We start from the raw sequence: 20355 nt of genomic DNA on the forward strand, positions 1-20355 counted from the left end.
AAATCACAAATGTTTTGTTGGATCGTTCCATGTTTTATCTGCTAAAGTAACGGAAATGTTCAGCAGTAGGTTAAAAGTTAGATGAATTTTAGAACAACGCAATTTTTAGAAGCACACATTAAAAAGACGCTCAGCTTTTACGCACCAAATTGCGTGGATGAACGTGGTGGCTTTAATCACTTCTTCAGGGATAATGGCGAGATTTATGATGCGAACACGCGTCACTTAGTATCAAGTACCCGTTTTGTCTTTAACTATGCTATGGCTTATGACTATTTTAAAGAGCCAGCTGACTTAGATAAGGTTAAGCATGGTATCGAATATTTAGAAACTGTCCATAGACAAGAAAATGGCGGCTATGCGTGGTTGCTTGAAGGCGAAAATGTTGTAGATGGCACTAACCATTGTTACGGGCTCGCCTTTGTTTTATTGGCTCATGCCTGCGCGCTTAAGGTTGGTTTATCGGACAGCAAGTCTGCAATTGAGCGAGTATGGCAGCTGTTAGAAGAGAAATATTTTGAGCCTGAGTTCGGACTCTATAAAGACGAATTCGATGCAGACTTTAATCAGGCAGATAAGTACCGAGGTCAAAATGCCAATATGCACACCTGCGAAGCGCTAATAGCTTGCTATGAAGCAACACAGGATGAAAGGTTTTTACAGCGTGCATATTTGCTTGCCGACAATATGGTAAATCGTCAAGCGGCTAAGGCTGAGGGGCTGATTTGGGAGCACTATGATAGTCACTGGCAAGTCGACCTTGAGTATAACAAAGACGATCCCAAACACTTATTCAGACCTTGGGGGTTTCAGCCTGGTCATCAAACTGAGTGGTCAAAATTATTATTGCTGATTAACCGCTACATGCCAAAGTCATGGCTTGTGGAAAAAGCCGTGCACTTGTTTGATGAGTCATTAAAAGCTGCTTGGGATAATGAATTCGGCGGAATTTGCTACGGTTTTGCGCCGGATAAGTCGATTTGTGATGATGACAAGTACTTTTGGGTTCAGGCTGAGTCATTCGCTGCGGCTGCGCTACTAGCACTTGAAACCGGTGATGAAAAATATTGGCAGTGGTACGACAGAATTTGGCAATATGCTTGGGATAACTTCGTCGACCATGAATACGGTGCTTGGTATCGTATTTTGAATAACAAGAACGAAAAGTATAGTGATGAAAAAAGTCCGGCGGGCAAGACCGATTATCACACCATGGGCGCGTGTTACGAAGTCCTGCGTTCAATGAAGTTAAAAGGCGAATAACATGGCACTTGTTTGTTTTGGTGAGGCGTTGATTGATTTTTTATCGGACGGCAAAACACCAGAGTCATTTACTAAATATGCAGGTGGTGCGCCTGCAAACGTGGCAGTAGCTGCGGCAAAGCAAGGCGTTGATGCGTATTTTTGCGGCATGTTAGGCAATGACATGTTCGGCCAGTTTTTAGCTGAAGAGCTACAGGCTAATGGCGTAAATACTCGTTACCTTGAGTATACAGATAAAGCCAAAACGGCATTGGCATTTGTTTCTCTAGATAAACAAGGTGAAAGAAGCTTTAGTTTTTATCGGCCACCAGCGGCGGATTTGTTGTTCAGGCAAACACATTTTTCTGAGGATATGTTTACAGAGCATTCTGTATTACATATATGCAGTAACAGTCTTACTGAAGAGAATATCTATAAAACCACGGTTTATGCGCTCGAGCATGCGCGTTCAAACAACATGCTTGTTAGTTTTGATATGAACCTCAGGTTGAACCTTTGGAGTTCGACTACGCATATTCTTGATAGAATTTGGCATTGTATCGCGCTAAGTGATGTCGTTAAACTCTCACGCGAAGAATTGGAATACCTGAACGCGAATAGTCATGCGGGTAAAACCGAAGCGCAAACCATAGCCGCAGTTATGGATAAGCAAACTCAATTGTTATTAATAACCGACGGCGCAAACCCAGTTGAGATTTATCTACCAAATGATAGTGCTAAAGTTGCTGCGCCAAATGTTGTTGCTGTGGATACCACGGCTGCGGGAGATGCGTTTGTCGGGGGGTTACTTGCTGAGATCATTCGAAAGTTTAAACCTACCCAAGATACTGAGTTTGTCATCTCACTGGATGAGGCAAAAGACTTAGTCGCGTATGCTGCGAAATGTGGTGCATTTGCCGTTCAACGCTACGGTGCATTTGCCGCTTTGCCGTCTAAAGGCGATATTGGCGAATAGTAGCCTTTTTTCTAGGATAGATGCATGCTCTACCGCAAAGCATTTATCCTAGTCCTTGTTTCTTTAGTCGCAGTCTTTGTGGGGCCACTCTACAATATGCGCTTCAAAATCAGACTCTAAATCCACCTCCAGCTCAGAGGTAGCCTTACCAAAAATACTGATCCCCGCGTCTATCATGGCTTGTTTGGAACCATTGTTTCTAAGTGGATGCCAGCTTGCCAGTCCCCTGCCCTCATGAAGTCGTCGATAACTACAACTGTTTGGCATAAAAAAAATATCTTTGAGGTTTTCTTTGGTTAGCTGTACGCAAGACGGTACTAGAACTTGCCTTTCGCTGTAGCGGCTACAACCACAGCTATTTTTATCGTTATATTGGCAAACAACATCGGTGTAGAGTAACTCTTCACCTTCGCGTAAAAAGTCGGTGCTCTCAAATGATTCATCTTCTTCATCGCCGTCGATAAAAGAGTGTAAACAGCATTTACCACAACCATCACAAATCGCTTCCCACTCATCTCTAGTCATTTCTTCGAGTACTTTTTCTTGCCAAAAGCTCATTACTTTGCCCCTTCATTACGCTTTTTTGCATCATATTTGATTTGTGACGTTGGAATCGATCACATCAAACAAGCGGCGCATTCTATAGGATAGTTGAACATAATTCAAAATTGGCGAACTATTTATGGCTGACTATGATTAAAGTACTATTTTTATTTCATAATCTTTGGCGAGAGCGCTATTTGTCTGCGATTATGGAACGTAGCGAGGGTGGTTGATTGAGGCAAAGGTACGTCTTTTTATTGTTTGTACTCCAGTTGTCTCTGTGTAGTCAAGTGGTAGCTGCTGGCAAAGAGACGTTGCAACTAGAGTACGTGGCTTCAAATGCTAAAATTGTCGACGTCATAAATAACTCAAGTATCCATTGGCAAACTACCGATGATAAAGTGTTGAACTTAGGTTATTCCAACCGAAGTTACTGGGTACGTACGTCGTTAAATATTGACGAAAAAGAAGGGCCTTATTTACTTGAGATAGCCTATCCGGTGCTGGATCAACTTGATGTTTACATGCTACAAGAAGGCAATATATTTGTTCATCAGCAATTAGGAGATAAACAACCTTTCGTTGACCGCCCTTTTGCGCATGAACATTTTATTATACCACTCCCAAACGGCACGCATGGTAAGGTAGCACTATACATTAAAGTACGCTCATCCAGTGCGCTGCAACTTCCCGTGGTACTTTGGACAAACCATGACTTTTTGATAAACGACCAAGTTTTTCGTATCGTGATGGGGATCTACTTTGGTTTGATGGGGATAATGGCAGCTTATAATGTGCTCCTCTATTTTACCATTCGCGAATCCACATTATTTTACTATGTTTTATACGTTATTTGTTTAGCGCTATTTTCTGCTTGTTTGTCAGGTTTTGCCTTTCGATATCTTTGGCCAAATAGTCTTTGGTGGAACGATCAAGCAATCTTGTTCTTTCTTATCAGTTCGGTGTTAACCGGCACTTACTTTGTTATGACATTGCTCGAGATTTGTATTTCGGACAAGTGGCTTTATCTAGGTTGTCGCTTAATTTTGGGATTAGGGCTGGTACTCTTATTTTCTTCTGTGTTTTTTGACTATGCAGTGATGATAAAACTTACCATAGCGTATGCCGTATCAGCTTGTATCTGGGGCGTATTCTGCCGTATTTTACGTTTGGCTGGGAAAAGCCGCTTAGCGACATACTATTCGATTGCTTGGAGCTCAGTGCTCTTTGGCGGGATCATTCTTGCGCTAAATAAATTAGATTTAATCAGCCAAACTTGGTTTACCGAAAATGCGCTATTAATAGGTACTGCCATTGAGGTGGCCTGTTTATCGATAGCAATAGGTGAAAAACTCAATACCGAGAAAAACAAGCGCTTTCAAGCGCAATTAACGGCATTCAATGAAATCCAAAAAGTAAACTCTCAATTAGAGAAGACTGTCGCCATCCGAACTCAAGCGCTACAGGAAGCTAACGATAGACTGGAGCTTGCGAGTCGCACCGATGCGCTTACTGGTGTTGCCAATAGGCGAGCGCTAGACGAAGCCTTGCATAGTGAATGCTTAAGAGCAAAGCGTTTTGAACACGCTCTTAGTGTTATTATGATCGATATCGATTTTTTTAAGCAGGTTAACGATACCTATGGTCACGAAGCGGGAGACGATTGTCTGATTCACATCGGACGTATACTTTCCAATTGTGCTACGAGAGCGGGAGACTTTGTCGCACGGTATGGCGGCGAAGAGTTTTGTATTGTACTTGCACAAACCGATAGCTCGCAGGCTTTTGACCTTGCAGAGAAGATCAGAATGACATGTGAGACTAGCCCATTGATAAGCGAAAGCTATTGTATAGAGATGACATTAAGTGCAGGATTACATACTCAGACTAAGCCACCATACAGCGGTAAAGAATTGCTCGCCTCGGCAGATCAGGCACTTTATTTTGCTAAGCGTAATGGTCGTAATCAAGTGGCAATCTCAGGTGAGCTGTAAATTTGGTATTCGGCTGTAAATGAATTAGCTAAGTCACCATAGAAAAGGATATAAAATGAAGACACTTTACAAAATCGCTATTTTATTGGCGCTCCTCATTGGGGCAATAGCTGCTTATAGCTATAGCAGCCACACTGGGATGTTCATTTTTGTGATATTGGGTGTGGCACTTGAAATTGCATTTTGGCTTAAGTTAATACCGCGACGAAATAATAAAACGTGAGCGCGAAAACATACTGTTGTATATCAACTAAAAGCAGGCACTTTAGTTAACGGAAGCTTGATCTCCATGTTCAACCCGCCTAATAGGCTATTAAAGGATTCAATTTGTCCACTGTGAGCTTCTACCACTTTTTTGCACATCGCAAGGCCCATCCCCTTGGATTTTCCCGAATTGGTTCTTGCTGATTGTGATTTGTAAAGCGGGTCAAATAGCTGTTGGTGCGCTTCATAGGATAGCGGAGTGCCAGAGTCTTCAATGCGAATGATTAGATTGCTGTCGACGCTAAAGAAGCTCATCTTTACTTGGACCTTATCTCCACCATGCTTAATCGCATTACCTAAGATCTCAAGGACGCAGTTAGTTATCGCATCTAGGTCGATGGTTATCTTTTCTGTACCAGATATTTGATAGTTAACCTCTAATTGCTCCTTATTATCCTTAAATAAGCCCGCGGCCTGAGTATGTACTTGATTTACCAGCTTGCAGATCGTGAAGTCTCTTAGATTAAGCATAGTTGCTAACTTTTCATTGTCAGTGACCAGCATCAATTGATTAATAAAGTGATTTAGCTCGTCGATTTTATCCATGAGCTTGCCGTAGCTCTCCTGAACATTCTCAACGATATTGTATTGTAGAGATTCAACCTGTACCTTCATAACGGTAAGTGGTGTACGCAGCTCATGAGAGAGATCGGTAAATAAACGTTGCTCTTTCTTTTCTAACGCCTGTTGATTTTGACGGTTGAACTGTTTCTCTGATTGTACTGTATTCGAGAGCGCATTCACCTGGGTTTGTAGCGTTGATAGCAGATTATTTTGGGCTGACTTATTTTGTTGCGCAAGTGCCAGCGTAAACAACATAACCTCAATTAAGTAGCCAAATTTAATCGCGCTTGATATATGATAAACATTGATAAAGCCAGCATACATCGTCCCACCGATAGCAATGAAATTTACAAAAATGACATGGTTTAGCAGGCTGAGGGAAAAAGTTACAGAACCAGGAGCACTCTGTTTCAAAGACCAATAGCTGGTATAAAGAAATAGCGGGATGATACTCAAGCTTAATACTAGATTGTAATGAACCGATTTTGAATAGATTGCCATTGGGATAAGTAGTAGGTAAGCCGCTAAAAATCCATTATATAAAAGGTGTAAGGTTTCGTTTCTATGCCTTAATTGCAGAAATTGTTTGATGAAAAGAAGGTGAAACACTGGTACAAAAGTCATCAAACAAGCTGAAAATAAGGTGGCAAATTTGCCTTGTGAAGGCCAAAAATATTGAAAAGTGAACCCTGACATATCCAACACAATAAGCAAAAACAATAGCGTCCAAAGACAATAGTAAGCGTTGGTCGCATTGGCATTAAAGTAGAAGTTAACCAATACAATAACAAACACGGCTGCTATGATCCCGCTTAGTGCAGCATTGGTGACAGTACTGGTAAGAATATTATTGTTTAGCTCATTATCATTGATTAATCTAAGGTCAGCGGGGGCATTCGCAAAAGTTTGATAGCGGACAACAATACTTGCCCCTGTTAAGTGCTCTTTTGATAATGGCAGGTATAATTGAGGTGCTTCCACTTCCCTTTTATTAAACGCGGTATTCAGGGTGTGTTGCGTTAAAAATTTGACCTCGCCGTTGTTAATCAAAGCAACACTTAGCCAAGGTAATCTAGCAAAGCCAAATGCGATGTAATTTCTGCCCTCGGATACAAGCATATTTGGGGTGATCAATGCCCACTGATAAGACTCATTCTTTAGCTCAGGTACTTGGCTTGAAAGTACCTTTACAATAGATTGGCTTTCGCGCTCATTTATGCCGAGCGTTGAAGATAATTGCGCAGCATCGACTTCTCCAAAATGGATTGTTAATGGTTCACTTACTCTAAGCTCGGCACTAGGCGTAAAGTCAACTGCACCAGCCGCCATAGAAAAAAGCATAAAAATTAACGAGAAAAGTCTTAACATAGTGATATAAGGCACAATAATTATAGTTAAATCCTACTTTTAAATAGTGAAGCAAATGTGGATCAAATTTGGATAAGTAAACAAATGTAAATGCATCACATAACTAATAATCAGTAAAAACAGCATATTACTACTATTAGTTACCATTGTTTCAAAAAATGCGATGAGAAAATGAGCATACGTGTCGAGTTACATAAAATTGAAATATAACTGTAACAATTGGGTGGTTAAATGCGCGGCTGAAATAAAAGTGTAATGAATGAACATTACTTACTCTAAGAGCGAAACTATGGTTAATCAATCTCAGACTTCAGCATCAGCTAAACTTTTTAACTGGCTGTCAATCGTATTACTTGTTTACTTAGTCTTAGTCGCAGTTGGCACTGTGAGTGGCGGTTTTAAATTGGCCTCAGGTGGAAGTGAAGGCGCGAAGGAAATCTTCGCATTTGCAACCAATCCAATCGTCGCCCTACTCTTAGGGGCTTTAGCAACTGCATTGGTGCAGTCCTCTTCAACGGTAACTTCTGTTATTGTTGGCCTCGTTGCTGGTGGATTACCTATTAGTATCGCAATTCCTATGGTGATGGGCGCAAATATTGGTACAACTATTACTAACACGCTCGTTTCTATTGGCCACATTCGTAGTAAAGACGAGTTTAGAAGAGCGTTTGCCGCATCCACCGTACATGACTTCTTTAATTTATTAGCCGTTGCTATTTTCCTTCCTTTGGAAATCATGTTTGGCATGTTAGAGAAACTTGCGTCAGGACTAGCCCATGTATTTGTTGGTGATGCTGACTTATCGTTAAAAAGTTACAACTTTATCAAACCGCTAGTGAAGCCTGCGGTTAGCGTGGTAAAAGATGGTGTTAGCTTCTTAGATTCGACGGCTGCCGGTATTGCCATGGTTGTTATCGGTATCATGATGATCCTGTTCGCTGTAACTTACTTAGGTAAATTACTCAAAAAGGCGTTGGTAGGTAAAGCGAAAGAATTATTACACAGTGCGATAGGCAGAGGCCCTGTTGTAGGTATAAGCTCAGGCGCTTTAGTTACGGTAATGGTACAATCGTCTTCGACAACAACAAGCTTGATGATCCCACTCGCTGGCAGCGGCGTATTTACCACTCGTCAGATATATCCTTTCACTTTAGGTGCAAATATAGGCACTACAATTACCGCTTTGTTAGCGGCGACTTCTATCACAGGTCCTGCAGCAGAAGTCGCATTAACGATTGCACTTGTACATGTTATGTTTAACGTTTTTGCGGTAGCACTTATTTACGGTTTACCATTACTGAGAGAAATTCCGCTTCATCTAGCTGAGAAGTTAGCCGAGATTGGTGCGCAGAATAAACCAGCAGCTTTGGCTTACGTATTAGGTTCATTCTTCGTATTTCCGGGGCTCATTATGCTCGCAGTACGATAAATAAAACGGACAAAGAATGCATTTAAAGCTCGGTATTGCCGAGCTTTGACTTTTGTAGCCTTTGGTTGATAAGTCATAATTCTGTAATCTAGCTTTGAGATAATTAACATTGTCTTGTAAATAACGAAAGAAAGTAATGAGTAGCAAACCTGGTATTTTTAGTTTTAATGCAGCACAGATCACAAGTTCTATGAGGGGACAGTACCGTGCTGTTCAACCCTATGAGAAACTTAGTCTGCAACCAGGTGAGCAAGGACTTTCTTTGGTGATAGAGTTGCCAATGGATGCGCGTATTGATGACCGAGTTAACGTTGTACTAACAAAGCACGGCGAGCGAAATACTAAGTGCGAGGTCTCTTTGGTGGTTGATCCGGAGTCTTATCTCACTAAGATTGTCGAAATTAAAGTAAAGCAATCGCTTGATGCAGGTCCTTACTTTATGCAACTGAACCTAGTGGGACTCCACGATTACTTAAAGAATGCGGCTGAGTTTGATATCATTTTGAATGAGCGACTTATCGTAAGCGAACCATTATCTGAAGCGGTTACAACTCAGACTACTGGCTTCAAACGTATTTTTAACTCTGCGGTCAGCGCTGTATTATCCGTTTTTTAGCGACTATGTTGGTAATGAAATCTTACCCATAGAAAAAGGCAGTGCATCGCCATCACCTGATACGGTTTCATTCGCAAGTAGCGCAAATAAAGCGGCCTCTTTGGCATCAGGGTTGATACCCAGTTGTGAGAAATCCTTGATTAAAACACGGTTATTCAAATGGCTTTCAATTCGCTCCATTAAAAATACATTATGAATACCACCTCCGCTTACATATAGCTCTAATTCAGCCGTACTAAGTATATTCACCGCATTTGCGACGGTGATAGCTGTGAACTCTGTCAGTGTCGTGATGATATCTTCATGATTATAATCTTTTCCATCCAATGCATGATGCACGAAAGTTTGATTAAATAACTCTTGTCCAGTTGATTTTGGAAGTGGTATATCAAAGAATTCGTGTGACAGTAAGGCTTCGAGAAATGGCAATTGAATTTTGCCACTTGACGCAATCTCACCATTTTCATCAAATGGCAGCCCTAATACGTGGCGACAATATTGGTCTACTAATGTGTTTCCTGGACCGATGTCACTACTCATACTCTGCGTTAGTGCACAATTTTGTGGTAAATAAGTAAGGTTTGAAATACCACCGATATTGAGTAAAACCCTATCGATACTCGTGTCCGAATATAATAGATAGTCACCATATTGCACGAGAGGCGCGCCCTCATATCCTTTGGCGATATGCTTTTGTCTAAAGTCTGCGATGGTGATGATGTTTGTTCTTGTCGCAATAATATCGGCGTCAACGATCTGCAACGTGCTATTTAAGTTTTCAATGTCTGCAAAGGCTTGTTTCGGACAATGGTAAAGTGTTTGTCCATGACTCGCTATTAAATCAACAGTGTCGGCCGCAACTTGCCATTCTGCCAAAGCATTATTGATGAGACTTGCGTACAACTCGCCAAGCCAAGCATTTAATTGACATAACGTTTTAAGATTTACCTGAGATTTAGACGCGTGATCACTGAGAAGCTGCTTTTGCGAAGAGTTGTATTCTATCGTGGTAAATTGTTCGACCGTTAGCTGTGTATTTTTTCCTACACCTTCAATTTTACATAACGCAATATCTAATCCATCCAATGAGGTACCGCTCATAAGTCCGACTATATATTTGGTCTTTTTTTCCGCGATCGTGGCGAGTTTAATAATATCTGTTTTCATTTATAATGCGCGCTCCATGATCAATGCTTTTGCCTGTTCATACTTTACGCCGGACAAGCTGCCAAATCCTTCAAGTTGTCTGAATTTATATTTAGTAAAATAGGGGCAATTTAAGCCTAGTAAAAACAACGTTTTGAGGTGAGTAGAAAAATTTACGCCGCGTTGCGATGCAAACTGCGAAGCGTCTCTTAAAATATTTCGTGTTGTTTCAATATCTAATTCGTGGCTCTCTTGTGCATTGACGATCAAATGCTTACCGCTGCAGACTCCGCAATGGCCACATTGCTCTGGTGCGTGCATATCACCGAAGTAGCTGGCAAGCGCTTTGTGATAGCATGAAGTCAGTTGGAAAAATTTAAGTAAATGTCTTAGTCGTGCAAGTTCGCCTTGCTCTTTAATTTGTGATTGCTGATAGAAAGACTCAATCAGTTCATTAATGTTTACTTGTTGAGGAGGCTTTGAATAAACCGACGTATATTTAGCGACTTTTACGTCAATCAGTTGTTGGTTTTGCAAATACTCAACGACTTCTTGGGCTTTAGCCTGTGGGATATTTTGCTCGCTTAATGCTTGATGTGAAAGTAATCCCCATTTCTTTTTGAATTCAAAACACGAAAATAGCTGAGTCAAAAACCGTTGCCGCTCAGGCGAGTACTTGGCTAATATTTTATCTTTGTCTTGGCTGAATGCGATGCTTAGTTCCGCAAAATAGCTGTAGTTTACCTGTAAGTAACCTTGCAATTCGAGCTGGACAATAAGTGTTTTTAGTACCAATTGATTAATATTGGTTTTATAGGCGAGATCGTATTCATTGAGATGATAATCTGTAGCTGGATCACCGAAAAGTTCATTAAAAAGCAGCGTTAATGACTCTCGCTCTAATGCACCGGCATAAACGAAGTTCTCTAATGTAGCAATTTTTTCATTATTAATTAAAGCAACACAATGTGCATTCTCGCCATCTCTCCCCGCCCTACCCACTTCTTGGCTATATCCCTCAATAGATTTTGGCATATCATAATGTAGTACCCAGCGAACATCGGGTTTGTCTACACCCATACCAAATGCAATGGTGGCTACAACGATAAGGTTAGCCTTCGTTAGAAAGTCGGCCTGGATTTGGGCCTTTTTCTCGCTCTGCAACGATGCATGAAAAGCTTCTGCAGGAAAGCCACAGGCAGTTATCATTTTTGCTACTTCTTCTGCTTGCTTTTGCTGCGTGACATAAACGATACCTGCGCCTTTTGCCTTTTTTAAAAAGGCGAGTAAATATTCGTCTTTTTGAGATTCGCTAATATGCACCGCACTTAAGAACAGATTCCTTCGATAAAAGCCCGTTCTAACGATATTTTGATCGGTTACATCGAATTTACCCGCCATATCGCGTGCTACTTTATTTGTTGCTGTCGCGGTGAGTAATAGCACTTGGTTGATAGCAAGTTCATGTCGATATTTAGCCACTTTTAGGTAATCTGGCCTGAAATTATGTCCCCACTCAGAAATACAATGCGCCTCATCAATTACAAGAAAAGAGATATTGCTTTTTGATAACAAAGTACGTGCTTTTTGGCTATTCAGCCGCTCGACTGAGATAAAGAGGACTTTAAGTGCATTGTTTCGTACTGCATTTTCTATGCGCAACGTTTCTTCTTTGCTTTGAGTACTATCAAGACAAGCCGTTGCAACCCCTTTACTTTGCAGGTAATCCCGTTGTTCATGCATCAGAGCTAATAGTGGTGAAACGACTAAGCACACCCCTTGCTTCATGATTGCTGGTAACTGATAACACAGCGACTTGCCAGCACCAGTTGCAAAAATAGCGATTGTACTTTGACCTTTAAGTATAGATTCTATAACTTCCGATTGCCCCGGACGAAGTGTCGTATGTCCAAATGTACTTTGTAGTGTTTGAAAGAGTTGCTGTTGTTGAGTCATCCTGAATCTTTTCTATATTTTTCTGAGATATTCGCTATTGTGCCATTTAAATTGGTGATTGCTTCATTGACGCGCTCAATGTCACTACGCTTAAATGCATGACGTCCAAGCATAAAATGTATAGCGTTATCGTTAACTACATAAGGGTGTAGCTGAATGCTTTGATAGCCTAGCTTGTTGATATAGTAGTAGCCTGCGTCTTCATCTTCAATCAGAAAATCAACGCGGTTTTTAGCCACCATTTCTATTCGTCTGTCTAAGCTCGCGATTTCAAACAATCGCTTGTCGTACCAATCGATTTTTTTTATTTGTTTGACTTCCTCACCATAGTAGGCTCCGGGATTAGCCGTAAATGTATAACCAGCAGAAAACAACTCAATCAAGTTACTATCGAGATCTATTTCCTTGTTAGCAAACAAGCGCATTTTTTCACGCCGATATGGCGAGGAAAAATAAGCAATTTTTGCTCTATCAACGCTAAAGCTTGCGGATGGCAGGACATCAATTAAGCCCTTCTCAAGCTCGGTGATCCCCCGTGCCGACGAAGGAAGTTGAATGAACTCGATACAAAACCCAGCGCGCTCAAACACTGCTCTAGTGATATCTACGTCTATGCCATAAGGACGAGTGCCATACATAACAAAAGGCGGCCAGCTAGAGCCAATGCCGATTTTTAGGGATGACTGACCCGCGCAGTCGGAAGCGTAGCTTTTCGAAAAAACTAAAACGAATAATAAAACGGATAAACGAATAAGCACTGCCAGAACTTATGACTCTTTTATGAAGTTCATTATGTCATTATGAAAGACCAAGCAGAAAAAGAAAGAAGAAATTGCTGATAAAAGGCAGATAATGGGTAACTTTATGTTTATGTGAATAAAAAATGAGCTTGACTGGCAAGCTCATTAATTGGGGATGGTTAGATTAGTTAGTTACTGCCTTCCATACATCTGTGGTTCCAGGTTCTTCACCTTGAGTCCACCATTTTGCTTCAAAGACATTGCTGTTATGAATTACTCGGTCGCCACCGACATAAACTGTTGATCGATCCCAAGTAGGATATTGAGCGCCACCGTCTTTAATCGTGACATTAAATGTTGTGTCAACAGCGTTAACGCCGTCTGATACGGTAACAGTTACCGGGACGGTTGTGTCGGCTGTGACATTTGCAGCAGTAATAGTCGCTGAGCTACCATTTGCTACTACGCTTAGCTCGGCTGGTACACTCCAGCTATAGCTAAGTGCTGCGCCTTCAGGGTCAGTTGCTGACACATTGACAGTAGCCGAGGCCCCTTCGTTAACCGAAATATCTGAAACCGGTGTAACGACAGGCGCTGCATTTGCACCTTCTGGGTTTACAACAACAACGATTGTTTTGGTTGTTGATAACGCCCCATCATTGACCGTTACAGTCAAGTCGTAACTTGTCTGTTGAGCGACTGAAGGAGCAGTTACAGCCACAGCTGCGGTGTTGTTAGCAGACAAAGCCAAACCAGGCGCAGCAACCCATGAATAGGTTAATGGATCATTGTCTAAATCGCTTGCTTGCGCATCGACATTCACAACCTGACCTGAGGTCACATTGATTGGTCCAGAAACCCCGATAGTAGGAGCGCGATTAGGGATTTCACCTGCTGTAAGACCATCATACATTGCATTTAGAATGTCGCCATTATCAGCGTCAATTTCCCAACCAAATAAACCAGCTAGTTGATGAGTGTTTGCATACTGGCCTTTTGCGATAACGCTGCGTGGGCTATCGTAAGTGATGAGTTTACCGTTACTTCTGTTCCAAACATATGCTGCTTGTGCTTGCTCATCGTAGCCTACTTCATAACCATTAACGCCTGAACCACCTTGGCCTACAGCGTTTGCTGCAATAGCCTTGTAATCCATAATGCCCGGCTCCCAAACACCTTCACTTGTAGAACCTGTCAATGGGCCATTACCCGGCGCCGTCATTGGATTACCTGGAATGGCTGCATTTGCATCTAGCACACCTTCCCAGCCGCGGCCGTACATTGCAACGCCCATAACGAGCTTAGAGGGCTGCACACCTTGTTGAAGTAACAACTGAATTGCATGGTCGCCAGTATATGCTGGGCCTTTACGTGGCACTCCATTGTCGTCAACGCCTGTACCGTTACATTCGTCTGTGCTGAGATGAGAGCCACAATAGATACCGGTTTGATGACCCGTTTCATTGTTCCAAGCACCATAGAAGTCATAGGTCATCGCAAAGATATAATCCATATACTGTTGGGCAGCTTGGTAATCTACATCTTCAATCTTGTCATAACCCGCACCTATTGCAGAAGTGAGCTCATATTGACGTCCGGTTTCAGCTTCTAACTCATCTAGCATTGCACGAAGTTCTTGCATTAGCGCCACATATGCTGGACCGTCGTTAATTGGATCGCCCAAGTCTGGGTTTGGACCATCACCACCTGGGAATTCCCAGTCGATATCTACACCGTCATAAAACTTCCACGTTTTAAGAAATTGTTTTACAGAGGCCACGAAAGTGTCGCGGTTTGCTTTGTTTGTAAAGCCATGGAATGGGTCAGATAGCGTCCATCCACCGACTGAAGGCAGAATTTTAAGGTCCGGATAACGCTGTTTTAGCGCCATTAATTGAGAATATACACCGCGAATAGGATCTTTTGCATCCACCCCTGGCATAGATTTTTGCACTGCAGCCCAAGGGTCGTGAATGACGACTTCATAATCTTGGGAGTCAGCACACGCAGTTTGAAGCGCTCTCCAACTATTACCATTTTCGATGGATTTGAGTGATTCGTTAGGTCCGCAAATCGGAATAAAGCCATATAAAATGTGCGATAAGTTATGAGCTGGGATCTTAGTTACGTCGTAATTACGGCCATATATGCCCCATTCGACGAAATATGCACCCGTTACACGGCCTGGTATTGTACCGTTATTACGGTTGTTCGGATCTACATTCATAGGAAGTGGCGCTAGATGTGCACCGTCAGTGTCGGCAATGACGATTTCTTTCCCTGCGCTTCTTGCACATACGGTACCTTCACACAGTTCTAAATAAAGCTGATGGCGACCCGATTTAGTGTAGGGGAATTGTACTACCCCACTTTTAGTACCAGCTGCAAGCGTGCCTTGGTTTACGAGGAGATCATCAAAATATACTTTATAGTTATCACCGCCAGAGCCACTCCATGCATTCCATTTGATGCTAATATCGACAACATCTTTGGCTTTTACCAGTTGCTTGTAAGAGCCAAGCCCATCTACGTTAACTTCAACGAACGAATACTGTTGTGGCTGCCAATCTAATGTTGGTGTTGAAGGGGCTGCAAGTGCCCCGCCACTCAGTAAGGCAAATCCTATATAGCAGGTTATTTTATTAAGTTTCATATCTTCAACCTTATTGTAGTTACATGTTGTACCCAATTAATTTGGGTTTTCTTTAAATTGCTTTCCAAACATCGGATGCGCCGGGCTCTTCTCCCTGCGTCCACCACTTAGCTTCATACACTTTCTGTTGATGCGTTACTCTGTCGCCTGCGACATAGGTAGTTGTACTATTCCAAGCTGGGTATTGGTTATTGGTGCTATCTTGAACGGTAATTGAGAAACTTACGGTCGTGCTTGCTTTGCCATCGGTGACATTAAGTTCAGCCTCAAAGGTTTGATCAGCCGTCACTTCAGGCGTTGAGATGGAAATCGTGTCACCTTCGCCACTAAAGCTAAGCGGTGCAGGAATACTCCAAATGAATGTTAGTGGGTCATTTTGGTCGTCAAACGCATGAGCATGCACCGTCGCTTGGCTATTTTCTGCGATGCTTTGGTTAGAAATTGGATTTACCGTAGGAGCGGTGTTGTCACCCCCTTTTACAACGCTAAGATTGCTGGTGTAAGCGGCATGTGGCAAAAATACTTCGTTTGCTAATAAGGCGTTTGCATCAAACGCAATTGAACCGTCCGGTTGCTTAACACCAATGTTGACCTTATTTCCGTAATTGCTATTAAGGTAAAGAGCCAACTCAGCTTGCCATGTTGATGCATTAGTGGAGGTTACATTCAAGTTATGGCTAATCAGTTCATTCCCAGATTGATCAAACGTCCTAAACCACACGCTATCACCGGCTTTAGCATCTTGCCCTTGCTTTAAGAAATAGCCGCTGCTCACCCATTCTGGTGGCGTGCCTGTTGAGGTTATTGTGATATCAGAGCAATTGTAAAATCCCTCTCCAGCGACATCAAACCGCTGCCAACGGGTATATAAAACTGCATTGCCCTCACGGCCTTGCGGTATATCTATTTCCATTTTATAGAAGCGTTTACCTTCAGGATCCACAACGAAATCAATATTGCCAAATTCATTAATAAGCTCTAAATCATTCCAAGTCAGAGGAGATGTATCGCCATCGTAGTTTGGCTTTGACAAGAAGAACTGCCAAAAACTGGGATTATGAGGTGTTGTCGCCCTAAAGCTAATGGCAAGTTTATTTTGAGCGTTTGGCTCTACAACTGTACGCTGCCAGTGTGGTGACACAACACTCATGCCACTTTTGTTTGGATCACCGGCTGAGCAAAGCGTACCATTGGGGATATTCGCTTTTACTGCCTCTAGATTATTGTAGTCAGCGGTATTGGTCGAAAATTCATGCTCTTGCACAAACTGAAAATGGCCTGAGTCCAAAAAAGCCGCTCGACATGCTAGGTTTGGGATATTTGATCCATCATCCGGCCACCAATAACCCCCTTGCGCTTGACAGATCGCCTGCCTTGCTTTGGGAAAGTCCATAAAACCATGAGCTGAAACTGCGCTTGAAATCAAAGCTGAGGTTGCGCCAAAAAGACCAAGCGCATATTTACGGTGTAAACTATTCATGCTTATTCGCCTTTTATAAAGGGGAGCAAAGCTCCCCATTTATTATTTACAAGTTGCAAACCTTGGTATAATCGCCGCTAACTGATGGTTGCTTATTGCTCCACCATTTCGCTTCATACACCGCGTTTCCTTCAACAATTAAATCACCTTGAGCAGCATGCGTGCCCTGTGGTAGGTTTGGGTAAACCACAATTTGACTGATAGGTGTACCTTTACAGCTAGTTACCGGATCTGTAGGCCCTGTACCAGGTGTTGCGATTGGTAGGTCGCTATATTCACTGGAAAATGCATAGCGGTTACCGTCTTTCTCAACCACAAAGTTAACGGGGCCAGAAATAGGCATGTAGTACATGACTTGAGCATTGATAGTTTCGCCGGGAGCAAAAGACTTAGGCGTACCACCCCACTCGTTCACAAGCGTGATCGAGAATCGGTGGAATTCGTTTTCGAAGCCGCCAATATTATTACCCGCAGCATTCGATCCATTTACGTCCACTGCCATGCCAAGCTTTTCTTGTGCATTCCAGTTAGATTTGAAAATTGCCGATGTTGCAACAGGAACATCAAACGAAATTTTTGCGCCACTCAAATCTATCGCTGAGTTATTGGTAAAGGCAAAAGTCGGTGCAATTGGATAGTTAGCATCTCCAGCTGGGAAATCTTTAGCAACGAATGTGACATCAACTGCAGAAGCTGGTTTTACAAAGGTCTTATTTCCTTGTTTAACGGAGTATGGCGTGCCACTTTGGTTAAACTTGTTGTAGGCTAAGCTTGTTAGCGATGAACCCATGAAATATTCATTTTTGCTTACATCATAATCGAAGTCACCAGCAAGCTCCCAGAACATGATTCCGCCTAGTTCTTGGTTGATGACATAGTCGACTTTCGCAGCCATTGACTCTTCATCTTCAATGGATAAGAAAACATTCTTGGTGGCGTTCCAAAGCCAAGGAGCAACCGCCACGGAATCATAGTGGCGTGCATAAGTACCGCTAATCTGATGCTCTGGGTTGTTAACTGGATCTAGTCCATAATCACTTAGGTAAGTTCCTAACACCCCATTTTGAAGGTTTTTAACATGCCAAAGCGGGTTAGAGCCTGCCGGTACTTCTAAGCCAACATCGTTCTTATCGTGCCACAGGTTATCGATACCCACTGCACCATTACCGCACTTGTTCTTTTCACCGCTGCCAGTTCCCGGAGGACAATCGGCTTGGTTAGGTAACGCAGCTTGCCCCCACAAACCATTTGTACCACCTGTTACATCTCTAAAGCCGCGAGTATAATAAGGGATACCTATGTTGATGCGTCCTGCAGAGACAGAGCCTCTGAAATATTTGACTGCCCAATCGGTATTAAGGTAACCAATTCCCTCAAACTCTTTGGTGCCGTAAACATTCCACTGTTTAAGCTCGGAATCTTCGCCGGTGTCGAATAGCGAAGCGTTATGGCCAACGTGCTGGTTCCACGCTCCGTGTAAGTCATAAGACATAATATTGACGTAGTCTAGATACTTAGTGACTTGGAATGTCTCCATACCACGTAGAAGGTAACCAGAAGATGGTGATGCGATCGTTAATAAATAGTGAGTATTGTCTTGTTGACCTGCTTGGTCTAATGCTTCTCTCAGTTTTTTCATTAATACTTGATAAGAAGCATTCAATGCTGCTCGACGCGGGTTTGATATCGCAAAATCATCGGGGTGACCAGAGTCATTCATAGAAGATGGGTATTCATAGTCAATATCGACACCATCAAAGTTGTATTTACGGATAAATTCAACTGAACTTGCTACAAACGCATCAATACCTGCGTGATTCACGCTGCCATCTGCATTGGTCGTCATCGTATAGAAACCGCCGCTGGCAATTCGCTTACCTGTTTCGTCGAAGTAGCCACCAGTTTCCGCCCAACCGCCGACTGAGATCAAGGTTTTAACATCAGGATGCTGTTTCTTAAATTTGTTCAGCAAGTTAAAATGACCGGTATAAGGAAGAGATGGATCCATCTCTGCACCAGCAACTCCCGGCCAAGTCATATTCGTCGCTGCATTGTTAGGAGCAGTTGGATTGCCTATTGAAACCTTGTTGTTGGCATCAACGTGCGCGAAAGCATAATTGATGTGGGTGATCTTATCCCATGGAATATCATCAACTAAGTAGCTCGGTTGACCATTCTTACCCGTTCTCCAACTGGTAAAGTAACCGATGACGCGTCTAGGGTGATCAGTACCCATTTTTTCACGGCCATTTTCATCATAGATATCACAGTAGTTAGGCGATATGTTGGGGGTCTGATAAAGACCATGCGGAACACAGCTGTTTACCACTGGCGGTGTTTCAACCACATTTGCATTGAGTATACTCTCTGCTGTCGCACCGGTATTATCTTCAACAACAAGCTTTAATGTTACGGAGCCCAGTTGCGTTGGTGTCCAAGTGTGCTGTGCCGGTGCAGTTGTGCTCTCATATGCGACTTGGTCGTTAATAAGCAGTGTTAGTTTTGCGATTGAGCCGTCTGGATCTGAACCATCAAGAACGATGTCTACAGGCTGATCAATAACTAGATTATTACCTCCGCCTAACGAAAGGTTTGCTGTAGGTAACTGATTTCCTGTCGTATTAACGATAATATTAGTTATTAATGTGTTGGACACAGCTTGCTTGTCATCTGTTGCAACTACTGAAATTGCGTGTGTTCCAGCGGTTGCTGACCAGTTAAATGAAAAATTATCACCTGTCGCTGTGGTATCAATACCAACAGACGTGCCACCTACAAAAAACTCTACCTGCGTTACTTGGCCATCGCTATCTGTTGCATTTACAGAAATGGCAACGCTGTCATTTTCGTTAAAAGCGCTGCCGTCAGCTGGGAGTAAGCTTTGTACTGTAGGTGGTGTGTTGGTGACAACGCTGTCACAGTCGCCCAATTTTTTCCAATCATCCCATTGTCCGGAATGGGTAACTGGATCAGCCTGAGTCCACCACTTTGCTTCAAAAGCTTGTTGCGATTTTTGTACTTGAGCACCACCATTATATGCCGAACTTTGTGACCATTCAGGTAAACCATCACAATTATAAGCATATGAGTTAGCGCAGAAAATGGCTCCGAGGATCGAAGCCATTTGCGATAATTTAAGGGTCTTTACATGTTGTTTCATAGTTTGGTTCTCCAACCATTTATTGTATTTGGTTAACAATAACAACATAAACCTAACACATAAAATCAATATGGCAACAACATTTTTCTCTAGCTGGTAACGTTAACGTAAGCGTAAATTAAGCCATGTTTTTCATCAAAATGTAACACTAAATTATTGATTCATATGCTTAGTTTTGATTCACTGACACATGGAAATGAAACTGTAATTATTTAATATTAAGC

At 42.3% G+C, this 20355-nt stretch carries 13 protein-coding genes; 5 read left to right on the plus strand and 8 right to left on the minus strand.

The window, feature by feature from the left end; genetic code table 11:
- Positions 1–81: 81 nt before the first annotated feature.
- The gene (locus NH462_RS03235) at positions 82–1263 is read left to right on the plus strand and encodes an AGE family epimerase/isomerase (protein ID WP_253103967.1); all 1182 of its coding nucleotides are present in this window, start codon (positions 82–84) and stop codon (positions 1261–1263) included.
- A gap of 1 nt (position 1264) precedes the next feature.
- Positions 1265–2218 (plus strand): carbohydrate kinase, encoded by a 954-nt coding sequence (locus tag NH462_RS03240; RefSeq protein ID WP_253103970.1) that lies wholly within the window; start codon positions 1265–1267, stop codon positions 2216–2218.
- Positions 2219–2281: 63 nt separating this feature from the next.
- Here NH462_RS03240 and NH462_RS03245 read toward each other — a convergent pair whose 3' ends face one another.
- Positions 2282–2776 (minus strand): YcgN family cysteine cluster protein, encoded by a 495-nt coding sequence (locus tag NH462_RS03245; protein ID WP_253103973.1) that lies wholly within the window; start codon positions 2774–2776, stop codon positions 2282–2284.
- Positions 2777–3018: 242 nt separating this feature from the next.
- Here NH462_RS03245 and NH462_RS03250 point away from each other — a divergent pair, with 242 nt between their 5' ends.
- Positions 3019–4755, plus strand: a complete 1737-nt coding sequence (locus NH462_RS03250; RefSeq protein ID WP_253103976.1) for a diguanylate cyclase — start codon at positions 3019–3021, stop codon at positions 4753–4755.
- A 246-nt stretch (positions 4756–5001) separates the two neighbouring features.
- On the opposite strand, the gene NH462_RS03255 is transcribed toward NH462_RS03250, so the two are convergent.
- Positions 5002–6924: a sensor histidine kinase gene (locus NH462_RS03255; RefSeq protein WP_253103980.1), complete on the minus strand. Its 1923-nt coding sequence runs from the start codon at positions 6922–6924 to the stop codon at positions 5002–5004.
- A gap of 316 nt (positions 6925–7240) precedes the next feature.
- Between NH462_RS03255 and NH462_RS03260 the strand changes: the two genes are divergently transcribed.
- The gene (locus NH462_RS03260; RefSeq protein ID WP_253103983.1) at positions 7241–8380 is read left to right on the plus strand and encodes a Na/Pi symporter; all 1140 of its coding nucleotides are present in this window, start codon (positions 7241–7243) and stop codon (positions 8378–8380) included.
- Between the two features lie 136 nt (positions 8381–8516).
- Complete coding sequence (locus NH462_RS03265; protein ID WP_253103986.1) at positions 8517–8996, plus strand: hypothetical protein; 480 nt, start codon at positions 8517–8519, stop codon at positions 8994–8996.
- A gap of 3 nt (positions 8997–8999) precedes the next feature.
- Here NH462_RS03265 and NH462_RS03270 read toward each other — a convergent pair whose 3' ends face one another.
- The 6 genes from NH462_RS03270 to NH462_RS03295 all read right to left on the minus strand — a co-directional run bounded on the left by NH462_RS03270 (position 9000) and on the right by NH462_RS03295 (position 20131).
- Positions 9000–10163, minus strand: coding sequence for an anhydro-N-acetylmuramic acid kinase (locus tag NH462_RS03270; RefSeq protein WP_253103989.1), 1164 nt, complete (start codon positions 10161–10163; stop codon positions 9000–9002).
- A complete protein-coding gene (locus NH462_RS03275; RefSeq protein ID WP_253103991.1) occupies positions 10164–12098 on the minus strand; it encodes a RecQ family ATP-dependent DNA helicase in 1935 nt (644 codons plus the stop codon). It abuts the gene before it with no gap.
- Positions 12095–12856 carry a transporter substrate-binding domain-containing protein gene (locus tag NH462_RS03280; protein WP_253103995.1) on the minus strand — a complete coding sequence of 254 codons (762 nt, stop codon included), beginning with the start codon at positions 12854–12856 and terminating at the stop codon, positions 12095–12097. The genes NH462_RS03275 and NH462_RS03280 overlap by 4 nt, the downstream gene beginning before the upstream one ends.
- Before the next feature lie 166 nt (positions 12857–13022).
- On the minus strand, positions 13023–15491 hold the full coding sequence (locus NH462_RS03285) for a glycosyl hydrolase family 18 protein (RefSeq protein ID WP_253103996.1): 2469 nt from the start codon (positions 15489–15491) through the stop codon (positions 13023–13025).
- A gap of 52 nt (positions 15492–15543) precedes the next feature.
- Entirely contained in the window at positions 15544–16971 is a 1428-nt protein-coding gene (locus NH462_RS03290; RefSeq protein ID WP_010378666.1) for a lytic polysaccharide monooxygenase, read from the minus strand.
- A 46-nt stretch (positions 16972–17017) separates the two neighbouring features.
- Positions 17018–20131 carry a glycosyl hydrolase family 18 protein gene (locus NH462_RS03295; RefSeq protein WP_253103998.1) on the minus strand — a complete coding sequence of 1038 codons (3114 nt, stop codon included), beginning with the start codon at positions 20129–20131 and terminating at the stop codon, positions 17018–17020.
- Positions 20132–20355: the final 224 nt, after the last annotated feature.

The organism is Pseudoalteromonas sp. OANN1 (assembly GCF_024124685.1).
In the GTDB taxonomy this organism is placed as follows: Bacteria; Pseudomonadota; Gammaproteobacteria; order Enterobacterales; family Alteromonadaceae; genus Pseudoalteromonas; species Pseudoalteromonas piscicida.